General features: G+C 70.8%; 19 protein-coding genes. 5 read left to right on the top strand and 14 right to left on the bottom strand.

Features of this window, described 5'->3' with window-relative positions:
• Positions 1–50 precede the first annotated feature (50 nt).
• Together ACFCV8_RS27155 and ACFCV8_RS27150 are read right to left on the bottom strand one after the other, a co-directional pair.
• Positions 51–407, bottom strand: a complete 357-nt coding sequence (locus ACFCV8_RS27155; RefSeq protein WP_376688080.1) for a hypothetical protein — start codon at positions 405–407, stop codon at positions 51–53.
• Between the two features lie 96 nt (positions 408–503).
• Positions 504–1,457: a heme o synthase gene (locus ACFCV8_RS27150; RefSeq protein WP_376688079.1), complete on the bottom strand. Its 954-nt coding sequence runs from the start codon at positions 1,455–1,457 to the stop codon at positions 504–506.
• 318 nt (positions 1,458–1,775) lie between these two features.
• Between ACFCV8_RS27150 and tkt the strand changes: the two genes are divergently transcribed.
• Genes tkt through pgl form a run of 5 tightly spaced genes read left to right on the top strand, consistent with a single transcriptional unit; the run spans position 1,776 to position 8,358 of the window.
• Positions 1,776–3,878: a transketolase gene (tkt, locus tag ACFCV8_RS27145; protein WP_376688078.1), complete on the top strand. Its 2,103-nt coding sequence runs from the start codon at positions 1,776–1,778 to the stop codon at positions 3,876–3,878.
• A 34-nt stretch (positions 3,879–3,912) separates the two neighbouring features.
• Positions 3,913–5,031 carry a transaldolase gene (gene tal, locus ACFCV8_RS27140; RefSeq protein ID WP_376688077.1) on the top strand — a complete coding sequence of 373 codons (1,119 nt, stop codon included), beginning with the start codon at positions 3,913–3,915 and terminating at the stop codon, positions 5,029–5,031.
• A 5-nt stretch (positions 5,032–5,036) separates the two neighbouring features.
• Positions 5,037–6,569: a glucose-6-phosphate dehydrogenase gene (gene zwf, locus ACFCV8_RS27135; RefSeq protein ID WP_376688076.1), complete on the top strand. Its 1,533-nt coding sequence runs from the start codon at positions 5,037–5,039 to the stop codon at positions 6,567–6,569.
• Complete coding sequence (gene opcA, locus ACFCV8_RS27130) at positions 6,566–7,579, top strand: glucose-6-phosphate dehydrogenase assembly protein OpcA (RefSeq protein WP_376688075.1); 1,014 nt, start codon at positions 6,566–6,568, stop codon at positions 7,577–7,579. The genes zwf and opcA overlap by 4 nt, the downstream gene beginning before the upstream one ends.
• Complete coding sequence (pgl, locus tag ACFCV8_RS27125) at positions 7,576–8,358, top strand: 6-phosphogluconolactonase (RefSeq protein WP_376688074.1); 783 nt, start codon at positions 7,576–7,578, stop codon at positions 8,356–8,358. The genes opcA and pgl overlap by 4 nt, the downstream gene beginning before the upstream one ends.
• 64 nt (positions 8,359–8,422) lie before the next feature.
• On the opposite strand, the gene ACFCV8_RS27120 is transcribed toward pgl, so the two are convergent.
• The 12 genes from ACFCV8_RS27120 to uvrC all read right to left on the bottom strand — a co-directional run bounded on the left by ACFCV8_RS27120 (position 8,423) and on the right by uvrC (position 21,511).
• Positions 8,423–9,952 (bottom strand): PH domain-containing protein, encoded by a 1,530-nt coding sequence (locus ACFCV8_RS27120; protein ID WP_376688073.1) that lies wholly within the window; start codon positions 9,950–9,952, stop codon positions 8,423–8,425.
• The gene (locus tag ACFCV8_RS27115; protein WP_376688072.1) at positions 9,949–10,452 is read right to left on the bottom strand and encodes a PH domain-containing protein; all 504 of its coding nucleotides are present in this window, start codon (positions 10,450–10,452) and stop codon (positions 9,949–9,951) included. The genes ACFCV8_RS27120 and ACFCV8_RS27115 overlap by 4 nt, the downstream gene beginning before the upstream one ends.
• A gap of 4 nt (positions 10,453–10,456) precedes the next feature.
• The gene (gene pgi / locus ACFCV8_RS27110) at positions 10,457–12,109 is read right to left on the bottom strand and encodes a glucose-6-phosphate isomerase (RefSeq protein ID WP_376688071.1); all 1,653 of its coding nucleotides are present in this window, start codon (positions 12,107–12,109) and stop codon (positions 10,457–10,459) included.
• A gap of 152 nt (positions 12,110–12,261) precedes the next feature.
• Positions 12,262–12,597: an RNA polymerase-binding protein RbpA gene (locus ACFCV8_RS27105; protein WP_072483070.1), complete on the bottom strand. Its 336-nt coding sequence runs from the start codon at positions 12,595–12,597 to the stop codon at positions 12,262–12,264.
• Between the two features lie 109 nt (positions 12,598–12,706).
• Complete coding sequence (secG, locus tag ACFCV8_RS27100; RefSeq protein WP_376688070.1) at positions 12,707–12,943, bottom strand: preprotein translocase subunit SecG; 237 nt, start codon at positions 12,941–12,943, stop codon at positions 12,707–12,709.
• Between the two features lie 115 nt (positions 12,944–13,058).
• The gene (tpiA, locus tag ACFCV8_RS27095; protein WP_376688069.1) at positions 13,059–13,847 is read right to left on the bottom strand and encodes a triose-phosphate isomerase; all 789 of its coding nucleotides are present in this window, start codon (positions 13,845–13,847) and stop codon (positions 13,059–13,061) included.
• A gap of 6 nt (positions 13,848–13,853) precedes the next feature.
• On the bottom strand, positions 13,854–15,065 hold the full coding sequence (locus tag ACFCV8_RS27090) for a phosphoglycerate kinase (protein WP_376688068.1): 1,212 nt from the start codon (positions 15,063–15,065) through the stop codon (positions 13,854–13,856).
• Between the two features lie 108 nt (positions 15,066–15,173).
• A complete protein-coding gene (gene gap / locus ACFCV8_RS27085; RefSeq protein WP_376688067.1) occupies positions 15,174–16,184 on the bottom strand; it encodes a type I glyceraldehyde-3-phosphate dehydrogenase in 1,011 nt (336 codons plus the stop codon).
• Between the two features lie 260 nt (positions 16,185–16,444).
• Positions 16,445–17,434, bottom strand: a complete 990-nt coding sequence (gene whiA, locus ACFCV8_RS27080) for a DNA-binding protein WhiA (RefSeq protein ID WP_352275030.1) — start codon at positions 17,432–17,434, stop codon at positions 16,445–16,447.
• Entirely contained in the window at positions 17,425–18,459 is a 1,035-nt protein-coding gene (gene yvcK / locus ACFCV8_RS27075) for a uridine diphosphate-N-acetylglucosamine-binding protein YvcK (protein WP_376688066.1), read from the bottom strand. The genes whiA and yvcK overlap by 10 nt, the downstream gene beginning before the upstream one ends.
• Positions 18,456–19,445 (bottom strand): RNase adapter RapZ, encoded by a 990-nt coding sequence (rapZ, locus tag ACFCV8_RS27070; RefSeq protein WP_376688065.1) that lies wholly within the window; start codon positions 19,443–19,445, stop codon positions 18,456–18,458. Before rapZ ends, yvcK begins: the two co-directional genes overlap by 4 nt.
• Positions 19,442–21,511: an excinuclease ABC subunit UvrC gene (gene uvrC / locus ACFCV8_RS27065; protein WP_376688064.1), complete on the bottom strand. Its 2,070-nt coding sequence runs from the start codon at positions 21,509–21,511 to the stop codon at positions 19,442–19,444. The genes rapZ and uvrC overlap by 4 nt, the downstream gene beginning before the upstream one ends.
• Between the last annotated feature and the right edge of the window lie 78 nt (positions 21,512–21,589).

Raw genomic sequence — 21,589 nt, 5'->3', positions numbered from 1 at the left:
GTTCCCTCACGGGAACCGTCCGGCGATCGGCGTTTCGGGGCAAGCGCGTGTCAGGCCGGGTTGGCGGGGCCGCCGACCTGGATGCCGGCCATCCGCGTCCACTCGTACGGGCCGGTGCGGACCTTCGCCGCGAACTCGCCGTCGAAGGACTCGTGCATGGTGATGCCGGCCTTCTCCGTGGCGCTCTCGGCAATCGCGTACGACGGGGCGACCAGATCGCCCCAGCCGCCGTCCTCGCCCACGAGCACGATGCGGGTGCCCATCTGCCCGATGTAGGCGAGCTGCCCCTCCGCTCCGCCGTGCGCCTTGGCGAAGGCGCCGATCTCCTTGGCGAGCTTCGCCGCCCTGCGCTCCGCGCGGGCCGCCTGCTTGCCGCTCTCCACCTGGGTCTTCGCCGTCTCAGCCATGCTCAGGATGCTACCGACGGGTAGCGGAACGCGCGATGGGCGGGGTACGTGGGCTGGGCCACGTACCCCGCCCATCGGCAGGGATCGAGGAGCGGACTACCTCAGGAAGGGGTCGACCGCCACGGCGACGAAGAGCAGCGAGACATAGGTGATGGACCAGTGGAACAGCCGCATCTCCTTGAGCTTGGCCCCGCTCACCCCGGCCTTGGCACGGTTCTGCAGGCCGTGTGCCTCCCAGAGCCAGAAGCCGCCGGTCGCCAGCGCCACCGCGGTGTAGAACCACCCGGTGTAGCCCAGCGGAGTGAGAAGCAGCGACACGGCCACCATCACCCAGCTGTAGATGACGATCTGGCGGGCCACCACCTTGTTGGAGGCGATCACCGGCAGCATCGGGACGCCGACCCGGGCGTAGTCCTCCTTCACCTTCATGGACAGCGGCCAGTAGTGCGGCGGCGTCCAGAAGAAGATGACGGCGAAGAGGATGACCGCGGCCCAGGACATCGAGTTCGTCACCGCGGACCAGCCGATGAGGACCGGCATGCAGCCCGCGATACCGCCCCAGACGATGTTCTGCGCGGTCCGGCGCTTCAGCAGCATCGTGTACACCACGACGTAGAAGAGCAGCGCGCCGAGCGACAGCCAGGCCGACAGCCAGTTGACCAGCACGCCGAACCAGGCCGTGGAGATCACCGCGAGGGAGATGCCGAAGGCCAGGCACTCGCGCGGGCTGACCACGCCGGTGACCAGCGGGCGCTGCGAGGTGCGGTCCATCAGCGCGTCGATGTCGCGGTCGATGTACATGTTCAGCGCGTTGGCGCCGCCGGCCGAGAGGTATCCGCCGAGGGTGGTGGCGAGAACGAGCCAGAGGTCGGGCACGCCCTGGGCGGCGAGGAACATCACCGGGACCGTGGTGATCAGCAGCAGCTCGATGATCCGCGGCTTGGTCAGCGCCACGAAAGCCTTGACACGGGCCCCGAACGGGCGATGGCCCCCTGGGCTGGGAGTCAAGGCGACCCCTGCGGGTCGGGACTCGACGGCCGTCACGCACACCCCTGACAGAGAAATCCAGCAAGCTCCGGGCGTGAGAGCCCAGTAAAGACTTGCGCGAACCAGACCACTGTAGACGTTGGGGACACGCCGTTCTTCGCGGGGGTGGGTCGTGTTGGGGCGGCGCCCCGACGCGGGCCGCGCGACCCGCCGCGAGGGCTCGAAAGTGACGGCCCGTGCTCATCCGGGAGGCGAACTCGGCAGGCCGCCCGCACCCTGGAAAGCAGCGGAAAATGCTTGTTCCGACGAGGGTAGGCTCGACGACGCCCGGTGCGGTCTCAGTCACCGGTTTACGACAGTGGAGAGGAGCCCTGACTCAGGGTGAGCACCAAGCCGATCACCACAGATCTCCAGTGGACCGAATTGGACCAGCGGGCCGTGGACACCGTGCGTGTCCTCGCCGCGGACGCCGTACAGAAGGTCGGGAACGGTCACCCCGGTACGGCCATGAGCCTCGCTCCCGCCGCGTACACCCTCTTCCAGAAGGTGATGCGTCACGACCCCGCCGACGCCGACTGGGCCGGACGGGACCGGTTCGTGCTCTCGGCGGGCCACAGCAGCCTGACCCTGTACATCCAGCTCTACCTCGCCGGGTACGGCCTGGAGCTGGACGACCTCAAGGCCTTCCGTACCTGGGGTTCGAAGACCCCGGGCCACCCCGAGTACGGCCACACCACCGGCGTCGAGACGACCACCGGCCCGCTGGGCCAGGGTGTCGCCAACGCGGTGGGCATGGCGATGGCCTCCCGTTACGAGCGCGGTCTGTTCGACCCGGACGCCGCGCCCGGCACCTCCCCCTTCGACCACATGATCTGGGTCGTCGCCGGTGACGGCTGCCTCCAGGAGGGCATCTCCGCCGAGGCGTCCTCGCTCGCCGGGCACCAGAAGCTCGGCAACCTGGTGCTGCTCTGGGACGACAACCACATCTCCATCGAGGGCGACACCGAGACCGCGGTCTCCGAGGACACCCTCAAGCGGTACGAGGCCTACGGCTGGCACGTCCAGCGCGTGGAGCAGCTGCCCAGCGGCGACCTGGACCCGGCGGGTCTGTACGCGGCGCTCCAGGCGGCCAAGGCCGAGACGGAGCGTCCGTCGTTCATCGCGGCCCGCTCGATCATCGCCTGGCCCGCCCCGAGCGCCCAGAACACCGAGGCCGCGCACGGCTCGGCGCTGGGCGACGAGGAGGTCGCCGCCACCAAGCGGGTCCTCGGCTTCGACCCGGAGAAGACCTTCGAGGTCGCCGACGAGGTCATCGCCCACACCCGTGAGGCGCTGGACCGCGGCCGCGAGGCGCGGACCGAGTGGGAGAAGGGCTTCGCCGCCTGGCGCACCGCCAACCCCGGGCGCGCCGCCGAATTCGACCGGATCTCCGCCGGTGAGCTGCCCGCGGGCTGGGAGGACCGGCTGCCGATCTTCGAGCCGGGCAAGGGCGTCGCCACCCGGGCCGCCTCCGGCAAGGTGCTCCAGGCGCTCGGCGGGATCATCCCCGAGCTGTGGGGCGGCTCCGCCGACCTCGCGGGCTCGAACAACACCACGATCGACAAGACGTCGTCGTTCCTCCCGGCGGGCAACCCGCTGCCGGGCGCGGACCCGTACGGCCGCACGATCCACTTCGGCATCCGCGAGCACGCCATGGCCGCGGCCATGAACGGCATCGCGCTGCACGGCAACACCCGTATCTACGGCGGCACCTTCCTGGTGTTCTCCGACTACATGCGCAACGCGGTGCGGCTGTCCGCGCTGATGCACCTGCCGGTGACGTACGTGTGGACGCACGACTCGATCGGTCTCGGCGAGGACGGCCCGACCCACCAGCCGGTCGAGCACCTGGCCGCGCTGCGCGCCATCCCGGGCCTGAACATCGTCCGTCCGGCCGACGCCAACGAGACCACCATCGCGTGGCGGGAGATCCTGCGCCGCTACACCAAGGTGTTCGGCAAGGGCGCCCCGCACGGTCTGGCGCTGACCCGCCAGGGCGTGCCGACGTACCCGGCGAACGAGGACGCGGCCAAGGGCGGTTACGTGCTCTTCGATGCCGAACGGCCCGACGGGCAGAGCGCGGCGCCGCAGGTCCTGCTGATCGGTACGGGCTCCGAGGTGCAGCTCGCTGTCGAGGCGCGCGAGGAGCTCCAGGCGGCCGGCATCCCGACCCGGGTGGTCTCGATGCCGTCGGTCGAGTGGTTCGAGGAGCAGGACCAGGCGTACAAGGACAGCGTGCTGCCGCCCTCGGTGAAGGCGCGCGTGGCGGTGGAGGCGGGCATCGGCCTGACCTGGTACCGCTATGTCGGTGACGCGGGCCGGATCGTCTCGCTGGAGCACTTCGGCGCGTCGGCCGACGCCAAGGTCCTCTTCCGCGAGTTCGGCTTCACGGGCGAGCACGTCGCCGCCGCGGCGCGGGAATCTCTCGCGGCAGCCACGCGCTGACGCCGTTATACGACTAGTAGGAGATGCATTTCTCATGACAGACGCACTCAAGCGCCTCTCCGACGAGGGCGTGGCGATCTGGCTCGATGACCTGTCGCGCAAGCGGATCACCTCCGGCAACCTCGCCGAGCTGATCGACCAGCAGCACGTCGTGGGCGTCACCACCAACCCGTCGATCTTCCAGAAGGCGATCTCCTCGGGCGACGGGTACGAGCAGCAGCTCACCGACCTCGCCACCCGCAAGGTCACCGTCGACGAGGCGATCCGCATGATCACCACGTCGGACGTGCGGGACGCGGCCGACATCCTGCGCCCCGTCTTCGACGCCACCGACGGCCAGGACGGCCGGGTCTCCATCGAGGTCGACCCGCGGCTGGCCCACAACACCGCCGCCACCGTCGCCGAGGCCAAGCAGCTGGCCTGGCTGGTGGACCGGCCCAACACGCTCATCAAGATCCCGGCGACCAAGGCCGGTCTCCCGGCGATCACCGAGGTCATCGGCAGGGGCATCAGCGTCAACGTCACGCTGATCTTCTCGCTGGAGCGCTACCGCGAGGTCATGGACGCCTACCTGGCCGGCCTGGAGAAGGCGAAGGCCGCGGGCCTGGACCTGTCCCGGATCCACTCGGTGGCCTCCTTCTTCGTGTCCCGGGTGGACACCGAGATCGACAAGCGGCTCGACGCCGTCGGCACCGACGGGGCCAAGGCCCTCAAGGGCAAGGCGGCCCTCGCCAACGCCCGGCTCGCCTACCAGGCGTACGAGGAGGTCTTCTCCTCGGACCGCTGGGCCGCGCTCGACAAGGCGCACGCCAACAAGCAGCGCCCGCTGTGGGCCTCGACCGGCGTCAAGGACCCCGCGTACAAGGACACCCTGTACGTGGTCGACCTGGTCGCCCCCGGCACGGTCAACACCATGCCCGAGGCCACCCTGGAGGCCACCGCCGACCACGGTCAGGTCACCGGCGACACCATCACCGGCGGCTACGCGCAGTCCCGCGCCGAGCTCGACGCGGTGGCGGAGCTCGGCATCTCGTACGACGACGTCGTCCAGCTCCTGGAGGACGAGGGCGTCGAGAAGTTCGAGGCGGCCTGGATCGACCTGCTCAACTCGACCGAGGCGGAACTCAAGCGCCTCGCTCCTTCGGAGGGCTGACCCCCTTGTCTGGTGTTCCCGGAGCCAATCCGCTTCGTGACCCCCAGGACCGACGGCTCCCGCGCATCGCGGGGCCGTCGGGCCTGGTGATCTTCGGCGTCACGGGCGACCTGTCCCGCAAGAAACTGATGCCGGCCGTGTACGACCTGGCCAACCGCGGCCTGCTGCCGCCGGGCTTCTCGCTGATCGGTTTCGCCCGCCGCGAGTGGCAGGACGAGGACTTCGCGCAGGAGGTCCACGACGCCGTCAAGCAGCACGCCCGTACGCCGTTCCGCGAGGAGGTCTGGCAGCAGCTCATCCAGGGGATGCGCTTCGTCCAGGGCAACTTCGACGACGACGAGGCCTTCGAGCAGCTGAAGAGCACGATCCAGGAGCTGGACAAGGCGCAGGGGACGGGGGGCAACTTCGCCTTCTACCTGTCCGTGCCGCCGAAGTTCTTCCCCAAGGTCGTCCAGCAGCTCAAGAAGCACGGGCTCGCCGACCAGAAGGAGGGCTCCTGGCGGCGTGCCGTCATCGAGAAGCCCTTCGGCCACGACCTGAAGAGCGCGCAGGAGCTCAACCGGATCGTGCACGACGTGTTCCCGCCCAACGAGGTCTTCCGCATCGACCACTACCTGGGCAAGGAGACGGTCCAGAACATCCTGGCGCTGCGCTTCGCCAACACGATGTTCGAGCCGATCTGGAACAGGTCGTACGTCGACCACGTCCAGATCACGATGGCCGAGGACATCGGCATCGGCGGCCGGGCCGGCTACTACGACGGCATCGGCGCCGCCCGTGACGTCATCCAGAACCACCTGCTCCAGCTGCTGGCGCTGACCGCGATGGAGGAGCCCGGCTCCTTCCACCCGAAGGCCCTGGTCGCCGAGAAGCTGAAGGTGCTCACGGCCGTCGAGCTGCCGGAGGACCTGGGCAAGCACACGGTGCGCGCGCAGTACGCGCACGCCTGGCAGGGCGGCGAGGAGGTCCTCGGCTACCTGGAAGAGGACGGCATCGACCCCAAGTCGAAGACCGACACCTACGCCGCGATCAAGCTGACGATCAACAACCGCCGCTGGGCGGACGTTCCGTTCTACCTCCGTACCGGAAAGCGGCTCGGCCGCCGGGTCACGGAGATCGCGGTCGTCTTCAAGCGGGCCCCGTACCTGCCCTTCGAATCCGGTGCCACCGAGGAGCTGGGCGGCAACGCCCTGGTCATCCGGGTGCAGCCGGACGAGGGCGTGACCGTACGGTTCGGCTCCAAGGTGCCCGGCACCTCGATGGAGGTGCGGGACGTCACGATGGACTTCGCGTACGGCGAGTCCTTCACGGAGTCCAGCCCGGAGGCCTACGAGCGGCTCATCCTCGATGTGCTGCTCGGCGACGCCAACCTCTTCCCCCGGCACCAGGAGGTCGAACTCTCCTGGAACATCCTCGACCCGATCGAGGAGTACTGGGACAAGCACGGCAAGCCCGCCCAGTACTCGGCGGGCACCTGGGGTCCGGCCGAGGCCGACGAGATGCTCGCACGAGACGGACGGAGCTGGCGCCGGCCATGAAGATCGATCTCACGGAGACCACCTCCAGCAAGATCAACCAGGCACTGGTCGCGGCCCGCCGGGCCATCGGCACCCCGGCCATCGGCATGGTGCTCACCCTGGTCGTCGTCACCGACGAGGAGAACGCGTACGACGCGCTCAAGTCGGCCGGTGACGCCTCGCGCGAGCACCCCTCGCGGATCATCGCGGTGATCAAGCGGGTCAGCCGTTCGCCGCGCAGCCGCCGGGACGCCCGGCTCGACGCCGAGGTGCGGGTCGGTTCCGACGCGGGCACCGGCGAGACGGTCGTCCTGCGTCTCCACGGCGAGCTGGTCAACCACGCCCAGTCGGTGGTCCTGCCGCTGCTGCTGCCGGACGCCCCGGTCGTGGTCTGGTGGCCGCAGGGCGCGCCCGCCGACCCGGCGAAGGACCCGCTGGGCGCGCTCGCCCAGCGCCGGATCACCGACGCGTACGCGGCGGAGGACCCGGGCAGCGAGCTGTCGGCCCGCGCCGACACGTACAACCCGGGCGACACCGATCTGGCCTGGACCCGCATCACGCCGTGGCGTTCGATGCTGGCCGCCGCGCTCGACCAGCAGCATGTCGAGGTCGTCTCGGCGACGGTCGAGGGCGAGTCGGAGAACCCCAGCTGCGAGCTGCTCGCCATGTGGCTCGCGGACCGTCTCAAGGTGCCGGTGGAGCGCACCGTCTCCGCCGGTCCCGGTCTGACGGCCGTACGGATGGAGACCAAGAACGGCGTCATCGTCCTGGACCGCCCGGACGGTTCGCTGGCGACGCTCTCGATGCAGGGCCAGCCGGACCGCGCGGTGGCTCTCAAGCGGCGGGACACCGCGGAGCTGCTCGCCGAGGAGCTGCGCCGGCTCGACCCGGACAACACCTACGCGGCGACGGTGAAGTTCGGCGTGGCCAAGCTCGGCGGCCGGCCGGAGCCCGAGCCGGCCGGGGCCGCGGCGGCTCCCGCCCCGGCCGCCGCGAAGAAGGCACCGGCCAAGAAGGCGGCGTCCAAGTGAGTGCCCCGCAGCTCGTCGTGCACCGCGACAAGGAGCTGATGGCCCAGGCGGCCGCGGCCCGGCTGATCACCCGGATCGTGGACGCCCAGGCCGCCCGCGGCCACGCCTCGGTGGTCCTCACCGGCGGGCGCAACGGCAACGGCCTGCTGGCCGCGCTCGCCGCCGCGCCCGCCCGGGACGCGGTCGACTGGTCGCGGCTGGAGCTGTGGTGGGGTGACGAGCGCTTCCTGCCGGAGGGCGATCCGGAGCGCAATGTCACGCAGGCCCGCGAGGCCCTGCTGGACTCCGTGCCGCTGGACGCCTCCCGGGTGCACGCGATGCCCGCCTCGAACGGCCCCTGGGGCAGCGACGCCGACGCCGCGGCGGCCGCGTACGCCGAGGAACTGGCCGCGGCGGCCGGTCCCGAGGACCACGGCCCGGTGCCGACGTTCGACGTGCTGATGCTGGGCGTCGGCCCGGACACCCATGTCGCGTCGCTCTTCCCGGAGCTGCCCGCGGTACGGGAGACCGAACGCACCGTCGTCGGTGTGCACGGCGCCCCCAAGCCCCCGCCCACCCGCATCTCGCTCACCCTGCCCGCGATCCGGGCGGCCCGTGAGGTGTGGCTGCTCGCGGCGGGCGAGGACAAGGCGGAGGCCGCGGAGATCGCGCTCTCGGGTGCCGGGGAGATCCAGGCCCCGGCGGCCGGCGCGTACGGGCGCAGCCGCACGCTGTGGCTGATGGACGCGGCGGCGGCCTCCCGGCTGCCGCGCGCGCTCTATCCGCCCGCGTCCCCCTGACCGCCGGCCGGTTCGCTCGGCCACGGGCCCGGTTCGCTCCTCGGAGCGGCCGGGCCCGTGGGCGTCACGGGGTGGGCGGGACGCGCTCCAGGAAGGGTTCCAGCAGGCCGGGGACGGCGCGGGCGGCGAAGTCGAGGCCCTCGCTCGCGTCCGTGTCGTACGCCGTGTACGCCCCCGATCCGGCGGCCGTGGTCGCGGTGACGCTCAGCACCCCGGCCCGCCGCTGGAAGTACGACCGGCGGACCGTCCAGCCGATGATCCCGGACCGCTCCAGCGCGGCGGTCGAGCGCCGTACCGTGCCCGAGCGCACCACCAGGTAGCCGCCGCTGACGGCATGCCCCAGGCCCCGGTACGCGTCCCGGGCCAGTAGCACCCCGACGGGCAGCCCCACGACGGCGAGGCCGAGCGCGACCCGCAGCAGCACCGGCGTCAGCACCGCGCCCAGCACCGCCAGCACGGCCACCGGGAGGCCGACGGCCCACAGCGCCCGACGCAGCCTGCGGCCGAGCGCAGCCTTGGGGTGCGCGGTCAGCGCGGCACCGGTCGGGGACACCGCCTCGCGCAGTACGTCGGCGGCGACCGCGTCCGCGACCGGGCGGGGCGCCGGGGGCAGCAGGGTGTTGTGGTCGCCGTGCCGCTCCTCCTCGTCCTTGGCGAGCCCGGTGGTGATCGCGTCGACCCGGGCCCCGCCGAACGCCCGCACGCCGAGCGGCTCCACCAGGTCGACGCCGCGCAGCCGGCGCTCCTCGATGGAGACGGACCGGGAGGTCAGCAGTCCACGCCGGACAAGCAGGGTGCCGCCGGGCTCGCGCTCCAGCCGGTAGTTCCACCACATCTCGACCCACAGGCCGAGCGCGCCGACCACTCCGGCGGCCGTCGCGGCCAGGGCGAGGGAGAGGATCATGACGGTGATCGAGGTGTCCCGGAAGCGGTCGCCGATCCAGTGGATCACCTGGCTCTGTGCCCCGAACCAGTCGCTGACCTGCATCACGGCGCCGGCCGCCGCGCCGCCGAGCGCGGGGGCGACGAACGAGACGGGTGCGTAGCGGATCCAGCGCGGGTCGAGGGCGGCGAGCAGGCCCTCGCGGTGCGGGCCGGGGGTGCCGGCGGCCGTACGCTCCAGCAGGGCGCGGCGGAGCCGTTCGGCCTCGGGGCGGGTGACCGGGTCGAGCTCCAGGGTGGAGTCGTGGCCGGAGTGCTCGCCGGTGCCGATGCGGACGGTGACCAGGCCGAGCACCCGTTGCAGCGGATGGGCGGTGAGGTCGACGCTGCGGATGCGTTCGCGGGCCAGGGAGCGCTTCTTGACCAGGAAAAGTCCGGTGTGGAGCTCGACGCGGTCCGGGCCGACGCGGTAGCGGGTGCGGCGCCAGCGTATGTAGTCGCCCGTCGCGGCGGAGCCGATCAGCAGGACGGCTCCGGCGACGACCCAGGCGACGGCGGCTCCCGGGCCCAGGCGCCCGGACAGGCCGAGGACGGTGGGCACGGCGGCCCCGGCCGCCACCCCGGCCGTCACCAGCGCGCTGGCGACGACGGTGCGCCGGTCCAGCCGGTGCCAGGCGGCGGATGTACCGGGCTCCGCCGCCCCGGGGCTCATGTGGCGTCCCCGGGGGTGTCCTGGGTGATCCGGGTCAGCCGTTCGGCGAGCTCGGCCGCCGTCGTGTGGTCGAGGCCCTCGATGCGGACCGCGCCCTTGGCCGAGGCGGTGGTGACGGTGACCGTGGCGAGCCGGTAGAGCTGCTCGAGCGGTCCGCGCACGGTGTCCACGGTCTGGATGCGGGACATCGGGGCGATTCGCCACTCCTGCCACAGGAGGCCGGTCCTGACGTACACCGCCTCCTCGGTGACCTCCCAGCGGTGGGTGCGGTACCACCAGGCGGGGAGGAGGACGGTGCAGCAGGCGCCGCCCGCCGCGAGGACCGCGGCGGGCAGCAGCAGCCAGAACCGGGCGGGCTCGATGAGCAGGCCCAGCACGGCCAGTACCGCCACCGGGGCGGCGGTCAGCAGCAGCCATTGGGTCCGCCACCACCGCACGGCCCTCGGGTCCAGCGTGTTCTTCGGCGGCCGCAGCCGCACCGTCCCCTCCCCCGTGGTCATCGGCTCAGCGGCCCCGGCGGGCCCGGTAGGCGCGGACCAGCGCGGCGGTCGAGCTGTCCAGCCGCTCGCCCTCCTGCTCGCCCGTGAGCACCGGCTCGATCTTCTTGGCGAGGACCTTGCCGAGCTCGACGCCCCACTGGTCGAAGGAGTCGATGTTCCAGACGGCACCCTGGACGAAGACCTTGTGCTCGTACAGTGCGATCAGCTGGCCGAGGACGGACGGGGTCAGCCGGTCGGCGAGGACCGTCGTCGTCGGGTGGTTGCCGCGGAAGGTCTTGTGCGGCACCAGCTCCTCGGCGACGCCCTCGGCGCGCACCTCCTGCGGCGTCTTGCCGAAGGCCAGCGCCTGGGTCTGGGCGAAGAAGTTGGCCATCAGCAGGTCGTGCTGGGCGACCAGGCCGGGCAGCAGGTCGGCGACCGGTTCGGCGAAGCCGATGAAGTCGGCCGGGATGACCTTGGTGCCCTGGTGGATCAGCTGGTAGTAGGCGTGCTGGCCGTTGGTGCCGGGGGTGCCCCAGACGACCGGGCCGGTCTGCCAGCCGACCGGATTGCCGTCCCGGTCCACGGACTTGCCGTTGGACTCCATGTCGAGCTGCTGCAAGTACGCGGTGAACTTGGACAGATAGTGGCTGTAGGGCAGCACGGCATGCGACTGGGCGTCGAAGAACGCCCCGTACCAGACACCCAACAGGCCCATCAGCAGCGGGACGTTCTCCTCGGGCGGCGCGGTGCGGAAGTGCTCGTCGACGAGGTGGAAGCCGTCGAGCATCTCGCGGAAGCGGTCCGGGCCGATGGCGATCATCAGGGAGAGCCCGATCGCCGAGTCGTAGGAGTAGCGGCCGCCGACCCAGTCCCAGAACTCGAACATGTGGGAGGTGTCGATGCCGAACTCCGCGACCTTGTCCGCGTTGGTGGACAGTGCCACGAAGTGCTTGGCGACCGCTTCCTGGCCCGCGCGCAGGCCGGTCAGCAGCCAGCTCCGGGCGGAGGTGGCGTTGGTGATCGTCTCGATCGTGGTGAAGGTCTTCGAGGCGATGACGAAGAGCGTCTCGGCCGGGTCGAGGTCGCGCACCGCCTCGTGGAGGTCGGCGCCGTCGACGTTCGACACGAAGCGGAAGGTCAGCTCGCGGTCCGTGAAGGAGCGCAGCGCCTCGTACGCCATGGCGGGGCCGAGGTCGGAGCCGCCGATGCCGATGTTGACGACGTTGCGGATGGGCCTGCCGGTGTGGCCGGTCCACGCCCCCGACCTGATCCGGCCGGAGAACTCGGCCATCCGGTCGAGCACGGCGTGCACGCCGGGCACCACGTTCTCGCCGTCGACCTCGATCACGGCGTCGCGCGGGGCACGCAGCGCGGTGTGCAGGACGGCGCGGTCCTCGGTGGTGTTGATCTTCTCGCCGCGGAACATGGCGTCCCGCAGCCCGGCCACGTCGGTGGCCGCGGCGAGCGCGCGCAGCAGCCGCAGGGTCTCGTCGGTGACCAGGTGCTTGGAGTAGTCGACGTACAGATCGCCGACCCGGAGGGTGTATCCGGTGCCGCGCTCCGGATCGTCCGCGAAGAGCTCCCGCAGATGGGTGCCGCCGAGCTGCTCACGGTGCTTGCCCAGTGCGGTCCACTCGGGCGTCTGGTCGAGCCTGGTTCGGCTTGGTGTGTTCATCCCGGATATCAGCCCAATTCTTCTCGTGCCTGCAGTTGCCCCGCTGCACCTCCCAACCTAATTGATCGAAGGCTCCGACGACGCGAGGGCGGCCCCCGGCACGGCAGAAGCAGCCCGGCCGGGCACCCTGGGGGTGCCCGGCCGGTGAACTTCTAGATCTCGCCCCGGAGTTTTGCCAGGGCCTCGGCGAGGATCGCCTCGCCGTCGGCGTCGCTGCGCCGCTCCCGTACGTACGCGAGGTGCGTCTTGTACGGCTCGGTGCGCGGCGGGTCCGGCGGGCTGTCCCGGTCCTGACCGGCCGGGAAGCCGCAGCGCGGGCAGTCCCAGGTCTCCGGTACCTGCGCGTCGCTGGCGAAGCTCGGCTGGGTCTCGTGCCCGTTCGAGCACCAGAAGGAGATGCGGAGGCGCGGCGCGGACTCGCCGCGCTCGGCCTCCCCCATCGGCCCCGCTCCGACCCGGCTTCCCCGGATCGCGTTGCCACTTGCCACGGTCGTAACTCCCTGCGTGATGGTGCTCGAAGGTGCACCAGTCTACGTAAGGCCCAACGCGCGTCCAGTGAAAGGAGTTACACCATCACCGGGAATCGCTTACGGCGGGTCAGCTGTCCAGCTTGATCAGCAGACCGAGCGCGACGATGCACGCGAACCAGGCCAGAGCGACAACCACAGTGATCCGGTCGAGGTTCCGCTCGGCAACCGAGGAACCGCCGACGGACGACTGCATGCCGCCACCGAACATGTCGGAGAGGCCGCCGCCCTTGCCCTTGTGCATCAGCACCAGCAGCATCAGCAGCAGGCTGAAGACGATCAGGGCGATCTCGAACGCCAAAATCACGGCTGGTCCCTACTTTCCGGAATTCCTCTGGACTGCATGTGCGAACGGCGGGGGCCGGAAGGCTGCTCCCTCCACGGCCCCCGCAAGGGTACGACGGATCGGCGCTACCGCATACTCACTGGTCGCGGAAGCGGACGATCTTGACGAACTCGTCGGCGTCCAGTGCGGCACCGCCGACCAGCGCGCCGTCCACATCGGGCTGCGCCATGATCGCAGCGACGTTGCCGGACTTCACCGAGCCGCCGTACTGGATACGGACGCCGTCGGCCAGCTCCTGCGAGTACAGCTCGGCCAGCCGGCCGCGGATCGCTCCGCAGACCTCCTGGGCGTCCTCGGGGGTGGCGACCTCGCCGGTGCCGATGGCCCAGACCGGCTCGTACGCGATCACGACGGACGCGGCCTGCTCGGCCGGTACGTCCTTCAGGCCGCCGTCGAGCTGGGCGAGGGTGTAGGAGACCTGGTCACCGGCCTTGCGGACGTCCAGTCCCTCGCCGACGCAGAGGATCGGGGTCAGGCCGTGCTTGAACGCGGCCTTCACCTTGGCGTTGCAGAGCTCGTCGCTCTCGCCGTGGTACTGGCGGCGCTCGCTGTGGCCGACCGCGACGTAGGCACAGCGGAGCTTGGCGAGCATCGGGCCGGACACCTCACCGGTGTACGCGCCGGAGTCGTGCGCCGAGATGTCCTGGGCGCCGAACTTGATCTTCAGCTTGTCGCCCTCGACCAGGGTCTGCACGGAACGCAGGTCGGTGAAGGGCACCAGGACGGCGACCTCGACGGCGTCGTAGTCCTTGTCGGTCAGCGCGAAGCCGAGCTTCTGGGTGTGGGCGATGGCCTCCAGGTGGTTGAGGTTCATCTTCCAGTTGCCCGCCATCAGCGGGGTCCGGCCATGGGCAGTAGCAGTCATGAAAGGTCAGTCCTCCAGTGCGGCGAGGCCGGGGAGCGTCTTGCCCTCGAGGTATTCGAGGCTGGCACCGCCACCGGTCGAGATGTGTCCGAATGCGTTCTCGTCGAAGCCCAGGGTGCGGACGGCGGCGGCGGAGTCGCCACCGCCGACCACGCTGAAGCCAGGCGAGTCGACGAGGGCCTGGGCGACGGCCCGGGTGCCCTGGGCGTAGTCGGGGTGCTCGAAGACGCCCATGGGGCCGTTCCAGAAGACGGTGGCGGCGTCGGCGAGCTTCGAGGCGTACAGCTTGTTGGTCTCCGGGCCGTTGTCCAGGCCGATGAAACCGGCCGGCATGGCGTCGGCGGCCACCGTGCGGTGCTCGGTGGGGGTCTTGGCCTTGAGGTCCGGGAACGTCTCGGAGACCACGACGTCGACGGGGAGCACGAACTCCACGCCCCGGTCCTCGGCGCGCTTGAGGTACTCCAGCACCGCCGGGATCTGGTCCTCCTGGAGGAGCGAACTGCCGACCTCGTGGCCCTGGGCCTTGAGGAAGGTGTACGCCATGCCGCCGCCGATCAGGATGCGGTCGGCGCGCTCCAGCAGGTGGTCGATGACACCGAGCTTGTCGGAGACCTTGGAGCCGCCGAGCACCACGGCGTAGGGGCGCTCGACGTTCTCGGTGAGCTTCTTCAGGACGCCGACCTCGGTGGCGATCAGGTCACCGGCGGCGTGCGGCAGCCGGGCCGGGAGGTCGAAGACCGAGGCGTGCTTGCGGTGCACCGCACCGAAGCCGTCGCCCACGTACAGGTCGGCGAGTTCGGCGAGCCGGTCGGCGAACGCGCCGCGCTCGGCGTCGTCCTTGGCGGTCTCGCCGGGGTTGAAGCGCAGGTTCTCCAGGACGGCGACCTGGCCTTCGCCCAGCGCGGCGACCGTGGCGCGGGCCGAATCGCCGACCGTGTCGGTCGCGAACGCGACCTCGGCACCGATGAGTTCACCGAGCCGGGCGGCTGCGGGCGCCAGCGAGAAGGCCGGGTCCGGGGCACCCTTGGGGCGGCCCAGGTGCGAGGCGACGACGACGCGCGCACCGGCCGCGACCAGCTTCTTCACGGTCGGTGCGACGGCGCGGATGCGGCCGTCGTCGGTGATGGTGGTGCCGCTCAGCGGCACGTTGAGGTCGGCACGCACGAACACGCGCTTGCCGGTGACCCCTTCGGCGATCAGTTCGTCGATCGTCTTCATCTTGCTGGACTCCTTGGAGAGCGGGAGGGCATGCCACGGGGCTCGAACGGCGCGACGTTGCGCTGTTCGAGCCCCGTGCTCACATCGAGGTACCTGCCGGTTCGACGGTCAGAGCCGGCTGCCGACGAAGACGGTCAGGTCGACGAGACGGTTGGAGTAGCCCCACTCATTGTCGTACCAGCCGAGGACCTTCACCGACGTGCCGTCCTGAACCATGGTCAGCGACGAGTCGAAGGTGCAGGACGCCGGGTCGCTGACGATGTCCGACGACACGATCGGGTCCTCGGTGTAGAACAGGATGCCCTTGAGGTCGCCGTCCTCCGAGGCCTTCTTGAACGCGGCGTTGACCTCGTCCCTGGTGACCTCGCGCTCCAGCTCGACGACCAGGTCGGTGGCCGAACCGGTCGGGACCGGGACGCGCATGGCGATGCCGTCCAGCTTGCCCTTCAGCTGCGGGAGCACCAGAGCGGTGGCCTTGGCGGCACCGGTGGTGGTGGGGATGATGTTGGCCGCCGCGGCCCGGGCGCGACGCAGGTCGGAGTGCGGGAAGTCCAGGATCCGCTGGTCGTTCGTGTACGCGTGGACCGTCGTCATCAGGCCCTTGGCGATGCCGAAGTTCTCGTCGAGAACCTTGGCCATCGGCGCGACGCAGTTGGTCGTGCAGGAGGCGTTGGAGATGACGTGGTGGGCGGCCGCGTCGTACTGGTCCTGGTTGACGCCCATGACGATGGTGATGTCCTCGCCCTTGGCCGGGGCCGAGATGAGGACCTTCTTGGCGCCGCCGGCCAGGTGCTTCTCGGCGTCGGCCTTCTTCGTGAAGATGCCGGTCGACTCGACGACGATGTCGACTCCCAGCTCACCCCACGGGATGTCGGCCGGGTCGCGCTCGGAGAGGACCTTGATCGTGTGACCATCGACGGTGATGGTGTCGGCGGTGTGGCTGACCTCTGCCTTGAGGCGGCCGAGGATCGTGTCGTACTTCAGCAGGTGGGCGGTGGTCGCGGTGTCACCCAGGTCGTTGACAGCCACGATCTCGATGTCCGCACCCTGCTCCAGCAACGCGCGGAAGTAGTTGCGGCCGATGCGACCGAAGCCGTTGATGCCTACGCGGATCGTCACGAACCGATCTCCTCGTTGAATACGCGGGATTTACACCCCGGCGAACTGTATGAGATGTCCCCGACCGCCTCCGACCCTACCTCTCCGAGGCTCCCGGGGTGACATCGAGCGGGGCCGTCGGAACGACGAAGGCCCGTACTCCTCGGTAGGAGTACGGGCCCCTTGTCGTTCGGCCGCACACGCAGCGGTCATTACGCAGCGTCAGCTTCTGCGGAGGCCCTGCGCGCCCGGCGTACGGCCGGTCGCGCCGCCCCCTCGGATCAGCTCACCAGGCCGTCCGCGAGCTCCTCGCTGAGGGTGGATTCGGTGCCCGGGATACCCAGGTCCTGGGCCCGCTTGTCGGCCATCGCCAGCAGTCGGCGGATCCGGCCCGCGACCGCGTCCTTGGTCAGCGGCGGGTCGGCGAGCGCGCCCAGTTCCTCCAGGGAGGCCTGCTTGTGCTCCATGCGCAGACGGCCGGCCGCCGCGAGGTGCTCGGGCACCTCCTCGCCGAGGATCTCCAGGGCGCGCCCCACCCGGGCACCGGCGGCGACCGCGGCCCGTGCCGAACGGCGCAGGTTGGCGTCGTCGAAGTTGGCCAGGCGGTTGGCCGTGGCGCGGACCTCGCGGCGCATCCGCCGCTCCTCCCAGGCCAGCACCGAGTCATGGGCGCCCAGCCGGGTGAGCAGGGCGCCGATCGCGTCCCCGTCGCGGACCACGACACGGTCCACTCCGCGCACCTCGCGGGCCTTGGCCGCGATGGAGAGCCGCCGGGCCGCGCCGACCAGCGCGAGCGCCGCCTCCGGGCCGGGGCAGGTCACCTCCAGCGAGGAGGAACGGCCCGGCTCGGTGAGCGAGCCGTGCGCCAGGAACGCCCCGCGCCAGGCCGCCTCGGCGTCGCAGGTGGCCCCCGACACCACCTGCGGGGGCAGCCCGCGGATGGGCCGGCCGCGGCCGTCCACCAGCCCGGTCTGCCGGGCCAGCTGGTCGCCGCCCGCCACGACGCGCACGACGTAGCGGGAGCTGCGCCGCAGCCCGCCCGGAGCCATCACGATCAGCTCGGAGCTGTGCCCGAAGATCTCCAGGATGTCCCGCTTGAGGCGGCGTGCCGCCATCGAGGTGTCCAGCTCCGCCTCGATCACGATCCGGCCGCTCACCAGGTGCAGTCCACCCGCGAACCGAAGAATCGCCGAGACCTCCGCTTTTCTGCAGCAGGTCCTGGTGACAGGAAGCCGAGAGATTTCGCTCTTCACCGCCTGCGTCATCGCCATGGGCCGATCCTTCCATGCATCCGAAAAATACGGTCGTACGCGGCGGCCAACAGCTCCGGATCATGAATCGGAACGCCGTCGGGTGAGGCCACCGGCGCCAGCTCGACCGCGGCACCGAGCCGCTTGGCGGCGTCGGCGAGGGACTCACGGTCGGGCACGGCGGCTTCGTCGGCCAGCACCACGTCCAGGGCGAGTTTAGGGGCGTGTCGTCCCAAAACCTCCAAATGACGCTGCGGGGAGAAGCCATCAGTTTCACCCGGTTGCGGAGCGAGGTTGAGCGAGAGGACCTTGCGGGCCTTGGTCTCGATGAGCGCGTCGAGCAGTTCGGGGACGAGCAGGTGCGGGATCACCGAGGAGAACCAGGACCCCGGACCGAGCACCACCCAGTCGGCGTCCAGGACCGCCGCCACGGCCTCGGGGACGGCGGGCGGGTCGTGCGGGACGACATGGACGGACTGCACCTCACCGGGGGTGAGCGCCACGGTGGCCTGGCCGCACACGGTGTCCACGTCGTCGGGGCGGGCCGGATCGTGCCCGCGGACCAGCGCCTGCAGCTCCAGCGGCACGGCGGACATCGGCAGCACCCGGCCGTGCGCGCCGAGCAGCTTGCCGACCAGGTCGAGTGCCTGGACGTGATCGCCGAGCTGCTCCCACAGGGCGACGATCAGCAGATTGCCGACCGCGTGCTCGTGGAGATCACCCCGGGACTGGAAGCGGTGCTGGATGACCTGTGCCCAGGTCTGGCCCCACTCGTCGTCGCCGCACAGGGCGGCCAGCGCCTTGCGCAGGTCCCCGGGGGGCAGCACACCCAGCTCCTCGCGGAGGCGGCCGCTGGAGCCGCCGTCGTCGGCGACGGTGACCACGGCGGTGAGGTCACCGGTGATCCGGCGGAGCGAGGTGAGCGACGCGGACAGCCCGTGGCCGCCGCCGAGGGCGACGACCTTGGGCTGGGCGCCGCGCTTGCGGCCGGCGAGCGCGGAGGTGGCCCGGCGCAGCCGCCGCAGGCGCAGATTGCGGCTGGTCACTCGCGCCCCATGTCCCGGTGGACGAGGACGGTCTCGATGCCTTCGGTCGCGAGCCGGGCGGCCAGCTTCTCGGACATGGCGACCGAGCGGTGCTTGCCGCCCGTGCAGCCGACGGCGATCGTCACGTAGCGCTTGCCCTCGCGCCGGTATCCGGCGGCGATGAGCTGGAGCAGCTCGGTGTACTGGTTCAGGAACTCCTTGGCGCCCGGCTGGTCGAAGACATAGGCGGAGACCTCCTCGTTGAGCCCAGTGAAGGGGCGCAGCTCGGGGACCCAGTGCGGGTTGGGCAGGAAGCGGCAGTCGACCACCAGGTCGGCGTCGACCGGAAGGCCGTACTTGAAGCCGAAGGACATCACCGTGGCGCGCAGCTCCGGCTCCTGGTCCCCGGCGAACTGGGCGTCCATCTTGGCGCGCAGCTCGTGGACGTTGAGGCTGGAGGTGTCGATCACCAGGTCGGCGTCGCCGCGCAGCTCGCGCAGCAGGTCGCGCTCGGCGGCGATGCCGTCGACGATCCGGCCGTCGCCCTGGAGGGGGTGCGGGCGGCGGACCGATTCGAAGCGGCGGACCAGGGCGTCGTCGGAGGACTCCAGGAAGACGATGCGCCGGGTTACGTGCTTGGCCTCCAGGTCGGCGAGGGACTCGCGGAGGTTGTCGAAGAAGCGGCGCCCCCGGACGTCGACGACGACGGCGATCCGTGCCACGTTGCCCTGCGAGCGGGCGCCGAGCTCGACCATGGTGGGGATCAGGGCGGGCGGCAGGTTGTCGACGACGAACCAGCCGAGGTCCTCCAGGCATTTGGCCGCGGTGCTGCGGCCGGCGCCCGACATCCCCGAGATGATCACCAGCTCGGGAATGGCCGCATTCCCGTCGCCGGTCTCGATCGTGCTGCCCGTACTCACGTGTGGTGCTCCGTCTGTTCGGTCGGTGCCGTTGTGCTCGACTGCTTGCTCGCGTGCGGCTCGGTGCTCGTGCTCACGCTCGGTCATGATGTGGTGCCCCCGTCGTCCTCTTCAATGATCTCTCCTGTCGCCGTGTTCACGGCGGGCGCGGCCGGGGCGGTCGAGGCGAGGGCGACGGCCACTGATTCCGCCGTCCTGCGGCCTATCCCCGGAACCTCGCAGATCTCGTCGATTGTCGCCTGCTTCAGCTTCTTCACGGAGCCGAAATGCTTGATCAACGCCTGTTTCCGGGTTTCACCGAGGCCGGAGATCGCGTCCAGGGGGCTGGAACGGATGCGTTTGGCCCGTTTGGCGCGCTGGTACGTGATCGCGAAGCGGTGGGCTTCGTCACGGACGCGCTGGAGGAGATAGAGGCCCTCGCTGGAGCGGGGCAGGACGACGGGGTCGTCGTCATCGGGCAGCCAGACCTCTTCGAGGCGCTTGGCGAGGCCGCAGACGGCGATGTCGTCGATGCCCAGCTCGTCGAGAGCGCGCCGGGCCGCGGCCACCTGGGGCTGCCCGCCGTCGACCACGACGAGCTGGGGCGGGTAGGCGAAGCGCTTGGGGCGTCCATCGTCCTCGCGCGGCTCGGTGCCCACCGCGGCGGGGCCGGGTACGTCAGCGGCGTCCACCGGGGTCCCGGCCGGTGCGGGGGTCCCGGCCGGTGCGGAAGTCCCGGCCGCTGCGGGGGTCTCCTCCCATTCCCCGTCGCGCTCCTTGTCCTGGAGGTACCTGCGGAAGCGGCGGCCGATCACCTCGTGCATCGACCGGACGTCGTCCTGCCCCTCGAAGCCCTTGATCTGGAAGCGGCGGTACTCGCTCTTGCGGGCCAGGCCGTCCTCGAAGACGACCATGGAGGCGACCACGTCGTCGCCCTGGAGGTGCGAGATGTCGTAGCACTCGATGCGCAGCGGGGCGGTGTCGAGGCCGAGTGCCTCGGCGATCTCCTCCAGGGCGCGGGAGCGGGTGGTCAGGTCGGAGGCGCGCTTGGTCTTGTGCAGCACCAGGGCCTGCTGGGCGTTGCGCTGGACCGTCGCCATCAGGTCCTTCTTGTCGCCGCGCTGCGGGACGCGCAGGCTGACCTGGGAGCCGCGGCGGTCCGCGAGCCACTGGGAGACCGCGTCCGGGTCCTCGGGCAGGGCCGGGACGAGGACCTCCTTGGGCACGGCGTCGCCGGTCTCCTCCCCGTAGAGCTGCTGCAGGGCGTGCTCGACCAGGCCCTGGGTGCCGACGTTCTCGACCCGGTCGGTGACCCAGCCGCGCTGGCCGCGCACCCGGCCGCCGCGTACGTGGAAGATCTGGACGGCGGCTTCCAGCTCGTCCTCGGCGAGCGCGATCAGGTCGGCGTCGGTGGCGTCGGCGAGGACGACGGCGCTCTTCTCCAGGGCCCGCTTGAGGGCCTCCACGTCGTCGCGGAGCCGGGCCGCCCGCTCGTACTCCATCTCCTCGGCGGCCGCCATCATGTCCTTCTCCAGACGGCGGATGTACGAGCCGGTGCGGCCGGCCATGAAGTCGCAGAAGTCCTCGGCCAGGGCGCGGTGTTCCTCGGGGGTGACGCGGCCGACGCAGGGGGCCGAGCACTTGCCGATGTAGCCGAGGAGGCAGGGGCGGCCCGTCCGGGCGGCGTTCTTGAAGACCCCGGCGGAGCACGTGCGCACCGGGAAGACCCTCAGCATCAGGTCGACCGTCTCGCGGATCGCCCAGGCGTGTCCGTACGGGCCGAAGTAGCGCACGCCCTTCTTCTTGGCCCCGCGCATGACCTGGACGCGCGGGAACTCCTCGTCGAGCGTGACCGCGAGGTACGGATAGCTCTTGTCGTCGCGGTACTTGACGTTGAACCGGGGGTCGTACTCCTTGATCCAGGAGTACTCCAGCTGGAGTGCCTCGACCTCCGTGGAGACGACCGTCCACTCCACGGAGGCGGCCGTGGTCACCATGGTGCGCGTGCGCGGGTGGAGGGAGGCCAGGTCCTGGAAGTAGTTGGCCAGGCGCTGGCGGAGGTTCTTGGCCTTGCCGACGTAGATCACCCGGCGGTGCTCGTCGCGGAATCTGTAGACCCCCGGGGAGTCGGGGATCTGACCCGGCTTGGGGCGGTAGCTGGAGGGGTCTGCCATGTCTCCCACCCTACTGGCGGGCACCGACAGCGAGGGGGGACCGGAAGCGGTGCCGTGCTCCGGGGCGCGGAACGTGGG

Source organism: Streptomyces sp. NPDC056347 (genome assembly GCF_042262625.1).
In the GTDB taxonomy this organism is placed as follows: Bacteria; Actinomycetota; Actinomycetes; order Streptomycetales; family Streptomycetaceae; genus Streptomyces.
The sequence above is the reverse complement of the archived record's forward strand: the minus strand, read 5'-3'. Positions and strand labels throughout refer to the sequence as shown.